The organism is Sphingobacterium zeae (assembly GCF_030818895.1).
GTDB lineage: Bacteria > Bacteroidota > Bacteroidia > Sphingobacteriales > Sphingobacteriaceae > Sphingobacterium > Sphingobacterium zeae.
In genome coordinates this window covers 1,795,773-1,814,123 of record NZ_JAUTBA010000001.1, presented here as the reverse complement: position 1 = coordinate 1,814,123, position 18,351 = coordinate 1,795,773, and the positions used below count along the sequence as shown (strand labels likewise).

The 18,351-nt window shown below is 41.3% G+C and carries 11 protein-coding genes; 3 read left to right on the top strand and 8 right to left on the bottom strand.

Features of this window, described 5'->3' with window-relative positions; genetic code table 11:
• Positions 1–18: 18 nt before the first annotated feature.
• The 5 genes from QE382_RS07555 to QE382_RS07535 all read right to left on the bottom strand — a co-directional run bounded on the left by QE382_RS07555 (position 19) and on the right by QE382_RS07535 (position 9,268).
• Positions 19–3,027, bottom strand: a complete 3,009-nt coding sequence (locus tag QE382_RS07555) for a SusC/RagA family TonB-linked outer membrane protein (protein ID WP_307185331.1) — start codon at positions 3,025–3,027, stop codon at positions 19–21.
• A gap of 465 nt (positions 3,028–3,492) precedes the next feature.
• On the bottom strand, positions 3,493–5,499 hold the full coding sequence (locus QE382_RS07550; protein ID WP_307185330.1) for a DUF2264 domain-containing protein: 2,007 nt from the start codon (positions 5,497–5,499) through the stop codon (positions 3,493–3,495).
• Positions 5,500–5,513: 14 nt separating this feature from the next.
• On the bottom strand, positions 5,514–6,851 hold the full coding sequence (locus QE382_RS07545) for a BNR repeat-containing protein (protein ID WP_307185329.1): 1,338 nt from the start codon (positions 6,849–6,851) through the stop codon (positions 5,514–5,516).
• A 46-nt stretch (positions 6,852–6,897) separates the two neighbouring features.
• Entirely contained in the window at positions 6,898–8,145 is a 1,248-nt protein-coding gene (locus tag QE382_RS07540; RefSeq protein ID WP_307185328.1) for a DUF2264 domain-containing protein, read from the bottom strand.
• 7 nt (positions 8,146–8,152) lie between these two features.
• Positions 8,153–9,268, bottom strand: a complete 1,116-nt coding sequence (locus tag QE382_RS07535) for a glycoside hydrolase family 88/105 protein (RefSeq protein ID WP_307185327.1) — start codon at positions 9,266–9,268, stop codon at positions 8,153–8,155.
• Between the two features lie 376 nt (positions 9,269–9,644).
• Between QE382_RS07535 and QE382_RS07530 the strand changes: the two genes are divergently transcribed.
• Positions 9,645–13,715 carry a response regulator gene (locus tag QE382_RS07530; RefSeq protein WP_307185326.1) on the top strand — a complete coding sequence of 1,357 codons (4,071 nt, stop codon included), beginning with the start codon at positions 9,645–9,647 and terminating at the stop codon, positions 13,713–13,715.
• 112 nt (positions 13,716–13,827) lie between these two features.
• Entirely contained in the window at positions 13,828–14,214 is a 387-nt protein-coding gene (locus tag QE382_RS07525) for a response regulator (protein ID WP_307185325.1), read from the top strand.
• Positions 14,215–14,290: 76 nt separating this feature from the next.
• On the opposite strand, the gene QE382_RS07520 is transcribed toward QE382_RS07525, so the two are convergent.
• Complete coding sequence (locus QE382_RS07520) at positions 14,291–14,728, bottom strand: winged helix-turn-helix transcriptional regulator (RefSeq protein ID WP_307185324.1); 438 nt, start codon at positions 14,726–14,728, stop codon at positions 14,291–14,293.
• 250 nt (positions 14,729–14,978) lie between these two features.
• On the opposite strand from QE382_RS07520, the gene QE382_RS07515 reads away from it, so the two are divergent.
• Positions 14,979–15,662, top strand: a complete 684-nt coding sequence (locus QE382_RS07515) for a YceI family protein (RefSeq protein ID WP_307185323.1) — start codon at positions 14,979–14,981, stop codon at positions 15,660–15,662.
• Positions 15,663–15,723: 61 nt separating this feature from the next.
• Here the strand turns inward: QE382_RS07515 and QE382_RS07510 are convergent, their stop codons facing one another.
• Positions 15,724–16,401, bottom strand: a complete 678-nt coding sequence (locus QE382_RS07510; RefSeq protein WP_307185322.1) for an ATP-binding cassette domain-containing protein — start codon at positions 16,399–16,401, stop codon at positions 15,724–15,726.
• A 412-nt stretch (positions 16,402–16,813) separates the two neighbouring features.
• Complete coding sequence (locus QE382_RS07505; protein WP_307185321.1) at positions 16,814–18,343, bottom strand: DUF2931 family protein; 1,530 nt, start codon at positions 18,341–18,343, stop codon at positions 16,814–16,816.
• Positions 18,344–18,351 lie beyond the last annotated feature (8 nt).

Here is an 18,351-nt window from a genome sequence, read left to right as displayed (position 1 = left end):
AAAATAAATGTCTAAGCATTAAAAACTAAGGTTAATGCCTAAAACATACGTCCTCACCATTGGATAGTTAATTGCATCATTCGTGGATCCCCTTGTAATATCGCGAGCCTCCGGATCCCAGCCCAGCCAATTGGTCCAGGTATACAGATTTCGACCGCTCGCATATACTGTCAGCCCCTGAACACCAATTTTTTCCACAAGTGGTTGTGGCATTGTATAACTTAAGGTTACATCTTTCAAACGGGTGAAACTTGCGTTAGAAGGGAAGCCATATCCATGAACATTGGAATGATTCCCCAGCGAACGCCATTCATTACTTTTGTTTTCCGGCGTCCAATATCCGAGGGCCGCAGGTGTGCTTCGACGTCCCATCTCGTCCGAGGCGGCGCCTATTTGCGGATTATTACGCAATGCACCTTGGACAGTATTGATAAAAACATTTAAGGTGAATGCTTTATAAGTGAACGTATTCGTTAAACCCGCAGTCCATTTCGGTGCTGTCTGCCCAAGAACAGACCGGTCACCGTCATCAATCTTTCCATCGGCATTTAGATCGGCCAATTTAAGGTCGCCCGCCTGCGCAGCATCATCCCATCCTTTGTTCGCTCCAGATGCAATCTCATCCACCTGCCAGATACCCACTTTCGTGTAATCATAGATGACTCCTATGGGCTGTCCAATAAACCACCTATTGCCTAAGTCGTCTTTCCCGTTGCCATATACTTCTGTGATCTTATTTTTATTACGGGAAAAAACCAGTGTACTCGACCAGTTAAATTGATCTTTTACGATATTTTTAGTGTTCAATGTCAGGTCGATGCCTTTATTCTCAATTTTACCAATATTCGAATATACTGAAGCAAAACCAGTTAGCTTGGGTAGACGTTGTTCAAGAAGTAGATCATAGGTACTGGATTTGTACATATCAATACTACCTGAGACCCGATTATTGAATAAACCAAAGTCAACCCCTGTATTGAAGCCCTTTGTTTTTTCCCATTGCAGATCATAATTCCCCATCAAGGTTCGGATCGTTAAGGCCGTATTTGACAAGCCATTCATTGCCATTGGACTTGAATCCATTAAAAATTGGGTGCGATAAACAGGGATCGCTTCATTTCCAGAAAGACCATAAGAAATACGCCATTTTAAATTATCGACAATCTGTTTGGCATTTTGCATAAAGGATTCGTTATGCAAATTCCACGCTACTGCCGCCGATGGGAAAGCACCATACTTATTGTTTCTGCCAAAAACGGATGCGCCATCCCGGCGAACGGTCAAGGTCAGCATATAACGACTATCGTACGCATAATTTAAACGACCCATTTGCGAAATTGTACGGTATAAATCTGCAATCGAAGAAACCTTTTGTGTTGACGCGGCACCCAGATTTCCCCAACCAAGTGCATCATTGGGAAATACCTCGCCTGTTGCAATTGCCTGTTGCCAATATTTGCTTTTTGCCGCATATAGTCCAGTGAAGTCAATATGGTGCTGACCAAAGTCTTTGGTATAGGTCAATATATTTTCTAAGGTATAAGTCTGTGTTTCATTATTGGTTATACGTCCAAGACCAGCAAAATTATATACCGACTCACCTTCGTATTCATTGTTTCTAACCGGTACAAAGGAATACCCTGCATTCAACTTATATTTCAACCCTGCTAATGGCTTGTACAGTTCACCAAAATTTAAATCGGCATAGCCATTCAGGCTAATGTTAAATTGCCGGCGCTGTGGATCTAAGGTTGTTGGCAACAAAGGATTGGACCACAGTTGCTCAGAGTACATCGGGTATTGTGTTAAAGAGCCATCCTCATTATACATTCTGGCGTAGGGACTCATTGCCGCAGCTTGCAACAAATTAGCCCGGCCGCCATCTCTATTGTGTGCAACGATAAAGGAGGATGTACCCACCGAAAGGTATTTGGTGGCCTTAAAATCGGTATTTGTCCGAAAAGAGTAACGTTTGTAATTGTAACCCAACAAAACTCCTTTTTCATTTAAATAATCGCCCGACACAAAATATTTGGCATTTTCACTACCGCCCGATAAACTGACGTTGTGGTTCTGTATGACGCCAGTCTGCATTACCGCATCCAGCCAATCCGTCGTTACGCCATTTTTATAATTGTCATACTCGTATTGATTGCGCACCGGACCGCCATTGTACAAACTCGTGTTGGTGATACGGGCATATTCCGCATAACGCTTTAACAGTTCCTCGCCAGAAACAGGTTCTAGGATGTGCGCCACATGCTCTACCCCGCCATAGCCACTGTACCGAATGGACGGTTTACCGGTTGTTCCTCTCTTTGTGGTAATCAATATTACACCGTTCGAACCATTTACACCATAAATAGCCACAGCGGAAGGATCTTTTAGGATTTCGACAGATTCAATATCATTGGGGTTGATATCATTAATAGAGCCATCTGTTTTTGTCAATGGAATTCCATCCACAACAATAAAAGGCTCCGTTGTTGCACTAAGCGAATTTCTTCCTCTTACCTGCACCGAGGGCGCTTCACCAGGAATGGATGATGCCTGGGATACCGTCACATTAGACACCGCACCCTGAATGGCCTGCATAACATTGTTGACAGGGATCTTTGATAGACGGTCTTTAGGAACTGAAGCGACCGAACCGGTTATATCCGATCGTTTCTGACTTCCATAGCCCACCACCACAAGCTCTTCCAGAACATTTTCTGCAGGTACCAGTGCAACGTCCAGATTGGCCTGCTGCCCTATGGTGACTTGCTTCTCTTTAAAGCCAACGGAGGTGATGATTAAGATACTACCCGGGGATGCCTGAATTGAAAAATTCCCCTGTCCATTAGTTTGCACAGTTTCCGCACCACCTTTTACACGAATGGTAACACCTGCAATTCCCTTGCCCGAGGTATCTTTAACAACCCCTTTCACATTTGCACTTTGCCCGTAACTGGATAGGGCTATCAGAAAAAGGCTGTTCAATAAAATGCCCTTTTTTGAATATCGGTTATAATAATGTTTTAACATAATTTATTAATAAATGATTTGGTTAGTTTTTCACATTCTTAATGATTCTGGAATCAACCTAGCAATGCCAGAATGTCCAATGCATACGCTTCTCAAGTTGAATTCATAGCTTGTCGTTTATAATTGGTGTCCTTGTTTCCTTCAAAAAATAGTGCGCTAATCTTAGAAAAAAAACAAGTGAATAATTCGGCCCAACATTGTTTTGAGCTCAAGACAAAAGTAGCTTTGAAGCGAGATTTTGGTGTTCGATTTTAGTTCAATTGAGTTGAAATTCGCTTCAAAATGCTGAAAAATCGATATTTAACAACAATAAGCCACTTCCATGACGATGCGATAGCCTAAACAGCCAAGCTTAAAAAGCCACGGCAATCGGAAACACAGGCGATAAGAGTAGCCTTCTTTGACCATAAAAAAAGGGTCGCCATTTTTTTTGGCAACCCTCGTATATTTTATAGCTACTGTTTGTTAAATGCGCGTAGGAAAGATGTATTTCTCTCCGTTCCGCCAGCGAATTTCCACTTTCTTATCCGTTGCTTCCAATTGCGGAAAAAGCTCTTCATTCGTCCATTTTTCTCCCGATTTCTTCCACAGCTGCAAGGTGACATACCGTTTTCCCGGCGGCTTTCCTCCACCTACAAAACAATTCAATACAGCACTCTCTTGCGCTACAGGATGAAGTCCTCGGCAACTTAAGCTTTCCATTCCCTCCCAACCCATGAGCCTTACCATAGCCAATTGATATTGACCATTATCTAAAATCATCGCCTCATTGCCGTTATACTTAATTTTTTCTGAATGGATAGGATGATTCTTCCATTTTGGGAGGGCATAATGCCCCAGCCGCAAGGCCAAAGGCTTTTCGGAAAGTAATTGATCACATCTCAAAATTCCATTTGCTATTGTCCGTTCTGCCAAGAATAGATGTATACTCGTGTCCGAAGCCAAGGTCGCCGTACGGCGATAAACGCCCTCCTCGTACCCACTAAATTGATACATACGAAGTGATTCCCACTTGTCTGGTTGGGTCTGAAAGGTATAATTCATGGCAATTTCCCCGTTCTTCCCATCGGCCTGCCAAGGAAAAGCACTATTATAAGAAAGCTTATTGTAATTTTCCGTCCCTTGATAATAGCCAATATCCCTACTGGTGTTCCAAGATCGGATTTCGGAGGCACCGATACTATCATAATCAGTGATCAACATTTGCGCCCCCTCCACATAGGTATTCAACACCTTCGCATCTGGAATCTGACGATCCCAGGCACCCTGATTTTCTGAAGCGGTCCAAAAATTGCTATTTTCCGGAACCAATAGACCTAAAAAGAATTTTCCCAGCCAATACGCACTTCCGCGGCAACTATACTCCTGTACCGCCGGATCAAAAGCGCCATAAAAGCCCAAGTTGGGAATACCGTCCGAAAGAAAATCCGGATGCGTTAAAAATTGCAACAAAGTACCCGAAGCAATTCTCCGCATCCAACCATAATTGATGGAAGGATCATCCAATAACCCTAATAATGGAAAGGGGACTGCAGCCCCCATACGATATGAAATACTACGCCCCCACATAATCATTTCACCATTACGGCTAAATAAATAGGGATAACTTTTCACCACATCATGCAAATTCGATTTGAATTTTGCAGCAAGTTCAGGGTACATCGTCGCACCATAGTTAGCAGCCCAAAGCGATCCATACAACTGAAAAGCCCACATACTGTAGTAATCGTAGTAAGGACTATCATTATACCAGCCATCGCCCCTATAATCTTGAAGACATTTTTCCAATAAATCCTTCAGGTACTCCTCCCGAACAGGATAACCTCTACTTTTAAAAAAGCTTAGAATCATAATATTGAAAAATCGCCAATTCATCTGTATCGTTGGTCCATTCCCGTAACTCAGCATCGTTTGTGCGAGTTCATGTTTAGTATGCTGTGGCAACGGATCCCAAAGCACTTCAGGCGCTGCCATTAGCGCCACAGCCAAACCTCCAAATTCGACCAGCTTTTGACTCGGTCCGCCTTTTTCTGGAAGTGGGGCAATATAACTTTCGGAACCCTTATGTAATAGCAGTTCCAGTTGATGCCGATAATAATCTGCTACGCGAATACCTCGGATCTCGTAGTCGGCATTTTTCTTTAAAAGCGGCACAGCGATGAAAAGCGTACGGCAAAGCCCCTCTAATCGTTCTGTTTCATTGTGCACACCATCTCTGGGGTAGCTACGTCCAGGCTGCTTGGGAAACAACATGGGACTATTTAAGTCGCTAACGACAGAAAATGCCCCTTCCAACAGATAGGATGCAGCATCCATCCAATGCTGGCGTGTCAGTCCAGTGTAAGGACTTTTTTTAAAATCTGGATTTTTCAGTTCGAAAACTGAACTATTCTGGCTCAGAGCCGCCGCTGCGCATCCAAGAAAAACGCAGCTAAACACCAGCAGTCTAAGTAGGCCCTGTTTTATTTTCATGTTGCTTAATGTTATCATTTTGTTCTCCCTTTGTCGCGCCATTCCAGCACTTTTACTGCAGTTGGCTCCGTTTCTGCTAATCCCTCCCCATCTTTCTGTTCCGTCGCCTGTACAAACAGCGCAATTTTACGTTTCTTTCGCCACAACTCGGTATCGTAAGTTGGTTCCCAAGCCCCTACTGATTCCTGACAAAGATCAGTAATCTTCGGGGATTCTTGCTGCATCCCCTGTAACGTCAAAATCGAAGGCCGGCTGCCCCTTTCCTGATCACGAAAGATCAATGTTAATGCAATCTTTTTATCCTTACCCCGAACCAATAGCTGTGGTCTTGCAATAGGAATCTCCTTTGTACCACCACCACTTAAGCTAAATGGGGTTTTTCTAAAATCAAAAGATCGCACCTTCCATTGACCATCCTCTAAATAAATTACTTTATATTGCGGAATGTCTGATGCTGGAGAACGCCAGTACGTTGCAATGAAAGGATTCCCGCTATCGTCAGCAGCGATGGAAGTCTGATTGATTAATTCGTGCCGTTCCGGAATCCGGGCAGCATACTCTGCTGTAGATGCGTTCATGGGCAGGTCATATCTTATTCCGTCGCTTCGCTCCCATGTTAATCCACCATCCTTTGAACAAGCATAAGCCATATCATGATTGCTCGCTACATTTGGACTTTCACGCCAAACCCAAGAGAGGTGTATCGTCCCGTGTTTATCGACATAACTTTGCCAATAGGCATTTCTCTTTCCCTCTCCATCAATTAAATTGCTATGGATACGTTTCCATTGCTGCTGTTTACTATCGTAACTATTCACCACAAGATTGCCATTCCCGGATCCACCATCCCGATATAGAAATAACAGCTGACCATCGGGCATTTTTAAGAATTCAGGATAAGTCACCCGTGTTTCATTTTGACCTACCATAATCCGCTCTTCACCAAGCACAAGACTATTCGGATGGATAGATCGCGCATAGCGCAATCGACTATTGTGCTGATCCCAGCACACATGGAGATACCCTTCCTGGTCCACCATGATGCTGATCACATTATGTGCATCTTTGGCATTTCCGGTATAACCTGTGCGACGCAGCTGCCAAAGTTTACCGGAAAGTAGGCGTCGCCCTAAGACGACATATCCCTGCCCATCGTAATAGGCTATATATTGATATTTGCCGTTGCTGGTTAGGGAATTTTTTCGAAATACAGCGGTGTTGACCGTATTCTTAGCCCATCCGTATCCGGCTATTGTTTCCTTAACTTCTTGTCCTTGCACGGCACAAAGAATCAAGAGGAATGCAGCGCACAGCATTCCAATTCTACCTATTTGAATCCGATATCTTTTCATTCATTCTGTTAATTGAGCCTGAAATATTGGTTTCAGAGCCACTATCTTATTGAATAGTTTTACTATAGTCCTTACTCCAATCCTGTCCCGACCAAATCCGTTTGGCACTCCAGTCCTGAACTTCACTTGTCCAGAAAGGATCATCATCTGGCAAGCCTAAAGGCAAGAAAATAACCGAACAGAGATAAGGGCTACCCTGATTATTATACGAATCTGCCAGGCCAGGCTGGCTACCATACAAGCCCAATGTCAACCAGCCATTTTGATAGGTACTTGGACTTTCTGTTGTCTTTTTTAACACAGCAGACAGCGCACCCCGCACCTGCCCGTTGGTCAGCTCTTGAGGAAGTCGTTTCTTGAACGCCATGTCGGCTAAGTGATGAAAGGCTGCAGCACGATAAATTACAGATCTTCCCGTTGGCGGAAAACTACCATCTGCATTGATTAACCGCTCTTGGATGATGGCATATCGCTCATTACGAAGGCTGATTTTAGCAAACATGCTATCGTAATGTTTTGTCTTCAATTGGATCATGTCCATGATGCCGGCCAAAAAAGGATGAATAACATAACTATTGTAGTAATCAAAAGCATAATGCGGACCATCCATATACATACCATCTCCGACATACCATTGCTCTAACTGCTGCAGCGCATAGTCTACCCGCATTACATCCCAATCAGCAGAGTATTTGGCTAAAAAGGCCTCGTTCATCGCCGAAAATAGCAGCCAATTGGAATAGGCAGGCCGAAATTGACGCGTTATCTTGATCGATGCAATCAAATTTTTTCTGGTTCGTTCATCAAGGTGATCCCACAGCCACGGACTCCGGATAAAACCTAAAGCAATGAAAGATGCATCGACAAGCTGTTGTCCGCCCAGATCAAAACGCATGAAATCCCGCGCATTGCTATCTAACGCATTTTTTAGTCCCTGAACAGTCCATGCTCTATATTGATCGCGGAGGTTTCTTTCTGCTTTGGACCCTCCATCCAATGAAAGCCACGGACCAATACCCGACAATACCCTCCCCAATACCTCAACGTACTGCACTTTAATCCGATGTGCTCTGTCATCCACCTGCGTGGATGTCATCTGAGGCATTTTTAATCGAAGACTATCCTGTGCTAAACTCCTTAATACGGGCCGTAGCATACGGTCCATTTCCTGGAGCCAGAACGTTCTACTTGTCTCATCAGGCGCAGTAGACGTCTTTTTTACAGTTTGTCCCTGAACAGATTGACCTGCCAACAGCAAAAGGAAGAAAAATACAACCCGATTTATCATTGTCATACGGCACTTATTTTTTATTCAAATAACGGTACATCTCTGTTCCGGCCAATAAAAATGCACCTACACCAAATGGAGCAGTAGAATGAGCATCCACAACCTGTCCGGAAATAGCTTTCTCACCGATAGGCTGTACATATCCGATTCTTCCGTCAGCTTGCAGTGAAATTTCACTGAGATAGCTCCATCCCTTAAGTGCCGCTTTCGAAAACTTCGGATCAATAAGTATCCCTTGGTTGAGTCCCCAAAGTAAACCATAGGTAAAAAAAGCTGTACCGCTTGTCTCCCGCCCGGGAGCATGTTCAGGATCCAGCATACTTCGCGTCCAAAACCCTTCCTCCTGCTGGCAGCTCACGATTGCATGTGCCATTTTTTTGAACCTTTCCTGGTAATAGTGATAATGTTTATCCTCCTTGGGTAAATCTTGAAGAACCTTTGCCAAGGCTGCAAACACCCAACCATCACCTCGCGCCCAGAAATCCTTCTTACCGTGGAGGCTTTTGTGTTTGGGATAGACATATTTGGCATCGCGATAATATAAATGCTCCTCCTGATCGAACATAATACTATCGGCGTAACGCAAATAGGTATACATTTTATCAAGATAAAGAGGATCTTGCGTCAATTTATACATCTTGGTCATCACCGGCATGACCATATACAAACCATCAGCCCACCACCAATAATCTGTATTGGGTGTATGAATCTGATAGTGCATAACTTCTTTAGCACGCGCTATCTTTTCGGGACTTGGCGACAAATGATAAAGATCAATATAGGTCTGGAAACAAATCTGCCAGTCTCCAAAAAGAACATAATCATCCGTTTCACCATAACTATATTTCCACTGTTGTTTGTTGGTCGATTTCGCACCTTTCCAATCATTGAATTTGGCCCAGTCCTCAGAATATTTCAGATCACTTTTTGAATTGGAAATCTTATAGAATTCCATATTACCAGTATGATAGGCCGCTTGGTCCCAAAATGCCCAAACTTGAGGCTTGTGATGAGATTGCCAATAATCGTTCGCACTTTTGAGTTGAGAAAGGACAACTTCTTTTTTGAGTTTCTGTCCAAAAGAAAAATGCCCTATAAGCAATAGGCATAAAATAAAATTGATACGCATGTCTTGAGATTTATAAATTGATCCCCAACCGGGATAAACAAAGCTACTACAAATCGATTTCGTCGATGTTTGAATAAAGACTAATCATGACCCAAAATGGGATCATTTTGGATCTGGAAAGCCCAAAAATCAATTAGAGTAGCTCAGATTCAATAAACGTACAATATACACTTATTTAAAAAACATTTGTATCTTTAATCCCTATAAACCTAAAAATTTTCAGTTGGATTCCCGCTATGCGCCCAGTGGCACAGCTACCTAGAAGGAAAAAGACACACTGCCGCCCGCTTTGGTCAATGAAGCACAAGCAGCTATTGATGGATAAGAATGCTAACTAAACTGGATGTTGAAAGAGGTGGATTAAATGATTATTAAGATGAGCGCACGTATTCGGCAGATTATAGCATTTTTGCAACTATATCTATCCTTGACTACTGTTGTTTATAGCCAACAGATGGGGCTTGATCCCGTAACAAAAAATTATGAACTTCCCTCTCTCACGATCAATCAGACGATACAAGATCGGGAAGGATACATCTGGTTTGCCTCCACGCAGGGTTTAAGTCGTTACGATGCTTATAATATCCTAAATTTTAAATTGAAGGATGCCGCCGGGAAAGCCAGCGGTCAACAAGCGATCCGTACGCTGATAGAATTAGAAAACAAACTCATTTTAGGGGCAGAAAAGGGTGTTTATGTATTAAATAAGCGTAATTATAAAGTTCTCCCACTGAACGATCCACGAGTAGCCAACGTTCGCGTCAACACCCTGTTGGTTGACGGATCAAAACGGCTCTGGATCGGCACAGATGATGGTATCTATATCTACGATAGCACATTGAAGCCTTTAACAGATGCCCAAATGGCTTCTATTCTAACTAATAGCATGCGAGGCAAAACCGTCAATACGATCTTTCAGGATAGCCAGGCTCGGATATGGCTGGGTGTCTGGGGAGATGGCTTATTTAGGTTAAGTCAGGGTAACAACAAATTACAGTCTTATCCTAGACTAGGACAACGCAACAATCCGTTCAAACTCATGGAAGACGACCATGGACAACTATGGATATGCACCTGGGGAGACGGAATTTATTTATTCGATCCGATGCAGGCGACTAATCCCTACCGAGAAATTGAAATAAAAAATAAGCGCCGACATGGCGGTAAAGAGGATCTTTTTTACAACATTCTTCAGGATCGAAGCCGCCGATATATTTGGGTGTTGTCTTTCTCGGGCATATCGACACTTCAATATCGAAATGGTCAATTAAAAGAAATTGATCTTTCGAGCCACTTCAACAACACGACAAATATTTTTAACGATATCTACCAAGATAAACACGGCACATTATGGCTCGCTGTAGGTGGTAAGGGGGTGTCTATGTTTAGCTTTGACAAACCAATTGTTAAAAACTATAGTTTCAAAGAGATTAAAGCATTATATAGTATTTCCCCAAATCTAAATATGCTCTATCGCGATCAAACCGGAATCTTTTGGTTCAATCTGGAACGTTTTGGATTTGGTAGCCTCTCTCCGAAAACAAATCAGCTCAACACATACAGCAATTCCAATTTCAGGGATCTAATTTCGATCCGTGCCGTTACCTGTGCCACAGATTTTGGACAGGAACTATGGGTCGGCTCTGCCTATGAAGCTTCGATCAATGTTTTTCAGAAGAAAAGCAATACGATCAAATTCTTACGGAAGATCAATTTAGTTCAACAGATCGGACATCAAGGGAAACCTTCGTTTTTCTTTACGGATAGGCAAAAACGACTGTGGATTGCAACGACGCAGGGCCTCCTCCTAAAAAAGTCGGAATCGGAACCTATCACGATGATTACTAAGATAAAGGATCAGCCTGTAGCGATTGCCCAAGGAAAGCAAAACCATATCTGGATCGCAACCAAAGAAAATGGCATCTATTGTATTGATAACCGTGATTTACAGTCCACAATCAGACACCTTGGAAAGGAGACTCCAGGATTACGAACGGATCAGATTGAAACGATGGATGTTGATCGGGCCGGTAATCTGTGGCTTGGCACCAAAGATAATCGATTACTGAATTATCAACTCGCGGACCAAAAAGTGTCAGAGATCGCCAACAGCACATTATTTGAGAAAAACCAGCTTCTTGATGTTGTCTGCCTCGATCGCTACACCTGGCTGTCTACAACACGAAATTTATACAAGATCAACCATGCAAACAAGCATATAAGTGAATTTTCTGCATCTGACAGCCTCCAAGTCAACATGTTCTCAAAACGGGCTTTTGCTGTGGACACGAATTCCAATACCATTTACTTTGGCGGGTACAATGGAATTGTTCAACTGGATGATCACAGCAACTTACCGGATTTTAACGAAAAAGTCCTTATTTCAGATATAAAAATCAACAATAGATCCATTGTTTTGGAATCAAAAAAGGAACTGTTTGGCGATGATATTGCTAATCTAACACTGAATCCACAAGACCAAAATATCGAAATATCGTTTTCTGCCCTACCTTTTAACCAGAATGGAAAAATACGTTATGCTTATAAATTAGAAGGAGTAGATAAAGAATGGATCTACGCTCCGAGAGATCGTATTTTTGCGACATACAACAATTTAAGTAAAGGAAAGTACCGGTTTTTAGTCAAGTCGACCGATTTGTACAATAAGTGGAATACAGCTTCTACTCAAATTGAAATCATAAAAAAGCCTGCCTTCTATGAGAGCAATTTAGCCTATTTTCTATACGCCTGCGCGTTTACCGGGATTGCCTTCTTTTTTATTAGTTATTCTGTCAAACGTCTTAAATTGAGCGGTGATTTAAAGATAGCGCAGATTGAAAAGGAAAAGACGAAAGAACTTGCGCAGTCCAAGCTCAGTTATTTCACCAATATATCACACGATCTGCTAACGCCGCTCACAATTATCTCCTGTTTAGTTGATGATGTGCAGATGACTACAAAGAATAATTTGGAGCAATTCGATAAAATGCGTCTTAACCTCAGTCGTCTAAAACGGCTGCTCCAACAAATCTTAGATTTCCGAAGAATGGAAAATAACAGCATAAAGCTGCAAATCAGCGCGTCTAATTTCCCTTCTTTTGTTACCCAATTGGGCGACATGCATTTTGGCCCCATTGCCAAAAAGAAACAAATCGACTTTGAAATTCAACATGGAGACTGTCCTAAAATCCTTTTCTATGACGTTGACAAAATTGACAAAATTTTGTTCAATCTCTTATCCAATGCATTTAAATATACAGAGCAAGGTGGAAAGATTACACTCTCCTATCATGTAGCGGAAAGCATGGGCTGCAACAGACTATTCATCGATGTTCGCGATACTGGTATAGGAATTTATCCCCAAGATATGGAGAAAATTTTCACAGCTTTCTACACCAATACTTCGACAAAACATCTTGAAAGTAATGGTATAGGGCTATCCGTGACCAAACAGCTGATAGAAGCGCATCATGGCAAAATCGATGTAGAAAGCCAGCCCCATATCGGAAGTAACTTCCAAATCACGGTTCCGGTAGATAAAGTGTATTATCATAACCAAGGGATCGCTGTCATGGAGCAACCTTTTGTTGAAGAAATCAAGGCTACCATTATGGAATCGAATACTGTTGATGAAAGTACACCCAAAAATGCAACACAATCCAAGCTCAACCTCCTATTGGTGGAAGACAATGAAGAGCTTCGTTCGACTATGGCGCGGATTTTAGCAAAAAAATATCAGGTACATAGTGCTGACAATGGACTAAAAGGTCTGGAAGTGCTCGAACATACTGAAATAGATATCATTGTGAGCGATATTATGATGCCTGAACTCGATGGACTCCAGTTGTGCAAGACGATCAAATCCAATGCAGAGTTCAATCATATCCCTATTTTGCTCCTGACTGCCAAAAATAGTATTGAAGATCGTATAGAATGCTATCAAGCCGGTGCAGACGGTTACATTAGCAAGCCTTTTGAGATTAAGGTTCTGGAAGCCAAAATCCAAAGTTTCATTATTAATAAACGTTGTCGCCAACTCGTTTTTCAGCATAACACGCAGATTAATATTTCGACACTCGACCATACACCTCTAGATGAAAAATTTGTCCAGAAGATGATTCAAGTTATCGAAGAACATCTTGCCGATGACCAATTTGACGTGATCAAACTGGGAGATCTATTGGGCCTATCCAAATCAACGCTATATCGAAAGACCAAAGTCCTGCTGAATGTATCTCCCAGTGAATTTATTAAAAATATACGGCTAAAACATGCGTGTCAGATCATGGAAAAAGACCGATCCATCGCTGTTAGTGAAGTCGCCTTTGAAACAGGCTTCTCCGACCCCCGTTATTTTGCCACCTGCTTTAAAACAGCTTTTGGACTAACTCCAAGTGAATTTCAAAAAAATGCAGCAGCAAAATGGGTAACCTCAGCTTCACCTTAAGTTAATAAACCATGCTAAAAATACGGATTTCTACTTATTCGAATCGGTATTTTACCTTATGCTTTGCATAAAGCTTTTTATTTAATTTAGCACCACTTTTTTTAGCTATACCATGGGAAGCAAAACTATACTGATGTTGGACGATGATAAGCATGTCCTAGAAATATGTACAATAATTCTTGAAACAAATGGTTATAATATAGCCGTTTCACAAACCTCTCATGACATCATTGAAAAAGTGGAGGAGGTACTTCCAGATTTAATTCTAATGGACAATTGGATTCCAAAAATAGGCGGTGTTGAAGCCACCCGGCTACTCAAAAATCATCCTTTATATCGCGATATCCCAGTGATTTATTTATCCGCAAATACCGATATTGAAACGCTGGCACAGCGGGCTGGAGCCGACAGCTACCTTGCCAAGCCTTTCGATCTGGAAGACCTGGAAAATCGCATAGCTGAACTGCTTGAGAACCCTTCCCCGCTTAGAACATGTTAGTCGACCTCAGTAGGCGCTATTCGGCAGCAGTTTTCATTTAACGAGCACATTTCGATCGCGGTTTTGATTTCAGGCACTACATTTCAGACACAACATCCTCCTGTTTTGTGTGCAGCTTGCTGCGGTAGGTAATTCCCCATTTGGCAATTTCGTCGATGATGGGTCCCAAAGTTTTACCACATTCAGTCAATTCGTATTCAACAGTTAAAGGTTTAGTGTTGAGCACCGTCCTTCTGATCAATTGATTCATTTCCAGATCCTGAAGTTCCTTAGATAACATTTTGGCTCCAATCCCGTCAACTTCGCGCAATAGCTCCATAAAACGCAATTTCTCCACTAACAATAAAGTACCGATGATATGGAATTTCCATTTTCCTGCTAAAATTTCCATGCTATCATTGATGGCTAACATGCGCGTTTTACATACACCCGACGACGTTAAAGTTGCTTCCTTTTTCATTTCACTATTTTTTATTCTTCTACTGCCGGCCGCCCGTGGTATTTTTATTCCCATAGACGATCATTCTTAGATCAGTTGACTGAGCGTCTCCGTTTCGTCAACCTAAATTTCCAACAAAAATACAGATTTATAAAGTGATAAGGCACTATCTTTTTGGAAAGTAGTTTCTTCAAGGAAACTGATACCAAAAATAAACTAGCTATATTCTACCTTTGTACCAGCAGCATCAAAAGCTCAGGTTGGCCGCGTTGATGCTGTCAAAGTTCAAATCGTATATAACATATAACAATAAAACGATAAAAAAATGAAAAAGCAATTAATTTCGGGTTTAGCCCTTATCTTATTGTTGGCGTCTTGTCAAAACACAAATGGAGATAAAGCAACAACAACAACTGCACAGGAAGTAACGGAACAAACAGGACAAACTTACACTGTTGAAGCAGATAAAAGTTCATTGAAATGGACTGGATACCACAAAGGTGGTTTAAATCCAAGATATGGTGTTTTGAAAAGCGAAGGTACGCTATCCGTCGAAAATAATGCTGTCACAGGTGGTACTTTCAACATCGATGTGAATTCTATTCTTACCGATTCTGCTTCGGTAGATCCTACAACGTCAGGTGGTAAAAAATCATCAGATTTGGATGCGCATTTAAAAAGTGCTGATTTCTTTGACGTAGCCAAATATCCTACTGCGAAATTTGAAATCACCAAAGTCGGCCCATTCGATGCGGCACAAGGAAAAAGTGTTGTTGCTGACGCAACAAATACAGTTAGTGGTAATTTGACAATCAAAGATAAAACGGTGAATGTAACGTTCCCTGCAAAAATTACTTTTAATGGTGACGAGGTAACATTCTACTCGAAATTTACGATCCAAAGACAAGATTGGGGACTTACTTACGGTACAGAAGGTAATCCACAAGATTGGATGATTGCACAAAACGTTGACATCGAACTCAATGTTACTGCAAAAAATGCAAAATAATTTTTAATAGCAATAAGTCATTCATGACATCAAATAGATTAATCAAGTAGAACTTACCTGATTAATCTATTTCTTTTATATACCCTTCAAATACGAGATCCTCCTGATCCGACACATGGATCAAATGTGAATCCTTTAGTAGATATAACCGATCGCTTACATTCATTACCTGCCTAAAATTGTGGTCAGCAATCAATATTCCTTTGCGATGTCTAACGTGTTCAATATGCGCACTAACCACCTCAATAAAAATAGGACTAAGCCCGACAAAGGGTTCATCAAGTAAAACAAAAGAATGTTTGGTATGCAATAGTATTAAAGTTTCAATAAAACGGATCATCCCCGACGAGAGGTTCCTCAGACGCCTATTTAAATTTTCTTGAATACAGGATAGGTCCAGTAAATAAGGATCATCTATTTCAAAAAAACGAATTGCTTCAGAAAGCCGCAATTCTCGAGGTAAAAAGCCTTCTTGGGGTAGATATACAATCTCCTTGGTTCGATATCCCTTTTCAAATTTTACACCGAGGCAACGCATAAATGCAAAGTCAGGTTTGATCTCTCCAAATATGATATTCATTAGTGTAGACTTTCCACTTCCATTTTTCCCCAATATTCCAATCACCTCGTTCGGACCAAAAGTCAGAAAAAGGCTTGATATTATCTTTCTTCCACCACGGCTAAATGAAAGACTATCTATGTATAAATTACGATCGTATAGCATTTCAATATCAGGCATAGTACTATAAATAACAATAAATCCGTTCCAGTAAGCCTTATAAGCATCCACATCGGCGAAAAGTGGAGATTTTTAAGAAATAGTTTCTTTTTAGAAAGGTGAAAAATATATTCGACGGCAATAGATAGGATAGTACCGAAAACCTTCAACCAGAATATCAACATGTAGAACAAGGCTGTATCAATGGATCTTAACATAAAGCCTTGCGACTGCCAAAGAATACAGACGGTCACGAATAGATTAAAAAGAATGATGAATCTAAAAAATTTTAAACTCAATTGTACCATTTGCTTATGACTCAATAAGGATTGAAAAAAAACTCCAGTACTTACCCTACAAGGTACTTCGGCGAAAACCTAACCTGTCGAGATGTATTGGATGTCGTAAATATACTTCCGAGGCGCTTAACGCGCTAAAAATGGGCTCCATAGTCGATTATTTCGGTTTTTAAAAGCATCTTTTTCCCAGTTTGATTGCTCAATGTCGCTGTTGCTATTTTAGTCTTTGTATCGACACTGATCGCTAGCTCGGCGCTATCCCCCCTTTTATCACTGAAAAATGAAGCAAAGTTTTTAAAAGTTTCATCTTCATCAAAAATAAACCGGGCGGCGCAGCGGTTATTATGCTGATCATACCATTTGATGTAAATGTCTTTCGGAAGGCCTCGATCCTCCATTTCCATATACCGGCGGCTCTCATCAAAGACTAAACGCTCTGCATTATAAAATTCAAAGTCTGCATCGAAAGCTTTAATGTCGGAAGAAAAAATAAATTTTGGCTGCAACTGATAGCGGATACGCAATTTATCCCAATAACCATACGGAATAGGTTTAGTCGCAAGTGCTTGCTGAATCTCCGAAGGAATAATTGAGGTGTCGGACAATACCGTTTCTCGCCATTGCTTATTAAAAATATTTCCATACGCCCCATTTCCCTTGTATTCATCCGTAGCTTTGATCACTACTTTTTTAGCTTGATATCGGCCGATTTCAATTTGACGACGTCCTGTGCCTGTGACCCATATCACCAGTACGCCCCCCGGAGCAAAACCCAAAATAATTTTATTATAATGTTCGTCAATAGTTTTGTTCGCTCCTTTTTCTTGAAACGACGTGCTGAAAAGTGTCCGCAATGTATTGTAATCAATTGCACCCTCCATCCGATAAAAAGTATCTTCAACGAATGAATACCAAGTTACATCCAATGCTTTAGGCAATGCCATCATTTGCTCATACGAACCGCCCCCTGCTTGTCCCCACACGCCACGATAGTTTACAATATTGCCCTCGCTAAACGTAAATTCGTAATCTTCATCTTTTGGAAAGACAAAACGTCCTTTATATAGCTGAACCGGATAAGCTGTTGGATTACTCATCGAGCAGGACCATGTATAGCGTCCGTTCTTGATATTATCTTCCTGTGTGAGACGTTCCTCCCGGAGTTCATTAAATGTTCTTATAGTCGTTGATAATGCAAACATAACCGGAAGTGAAACCAGTAGTCCAAATAGCGTAAACATTACATATTTCCACGATGTTAATGCCCAGGTTATCATCATCCCACTGGATAAGGAAAGAAATGCACTGAGTGTTAACATCCAGGGCAGCATTTCCTTAATTACCCCGACTAAATCCGCATAATAACGATGTTCATACGCATTATCCAATGTAAATAAATAAAGGAATACTGGAAGCAAGAAAGAAAAAAAGCAATAAAATAGAAATCCGTAACCACATTCAAAAACGATTTTTCGTTTCACTAGCCCACTAAATTTCTTCCTAAAGACATCGAAATGAAAATAAATCAATGCGAGAATAATAAAATATGGCGAACAGCAGAAAGCCGCATACATCATATTTAAATCTGCTTCATGTACAAGGAGGGTCGCTATGAGACTAAAAGTAGCAACCAAAAAAGCAGAAATTGTGACTCTTACACTCATGATATTTT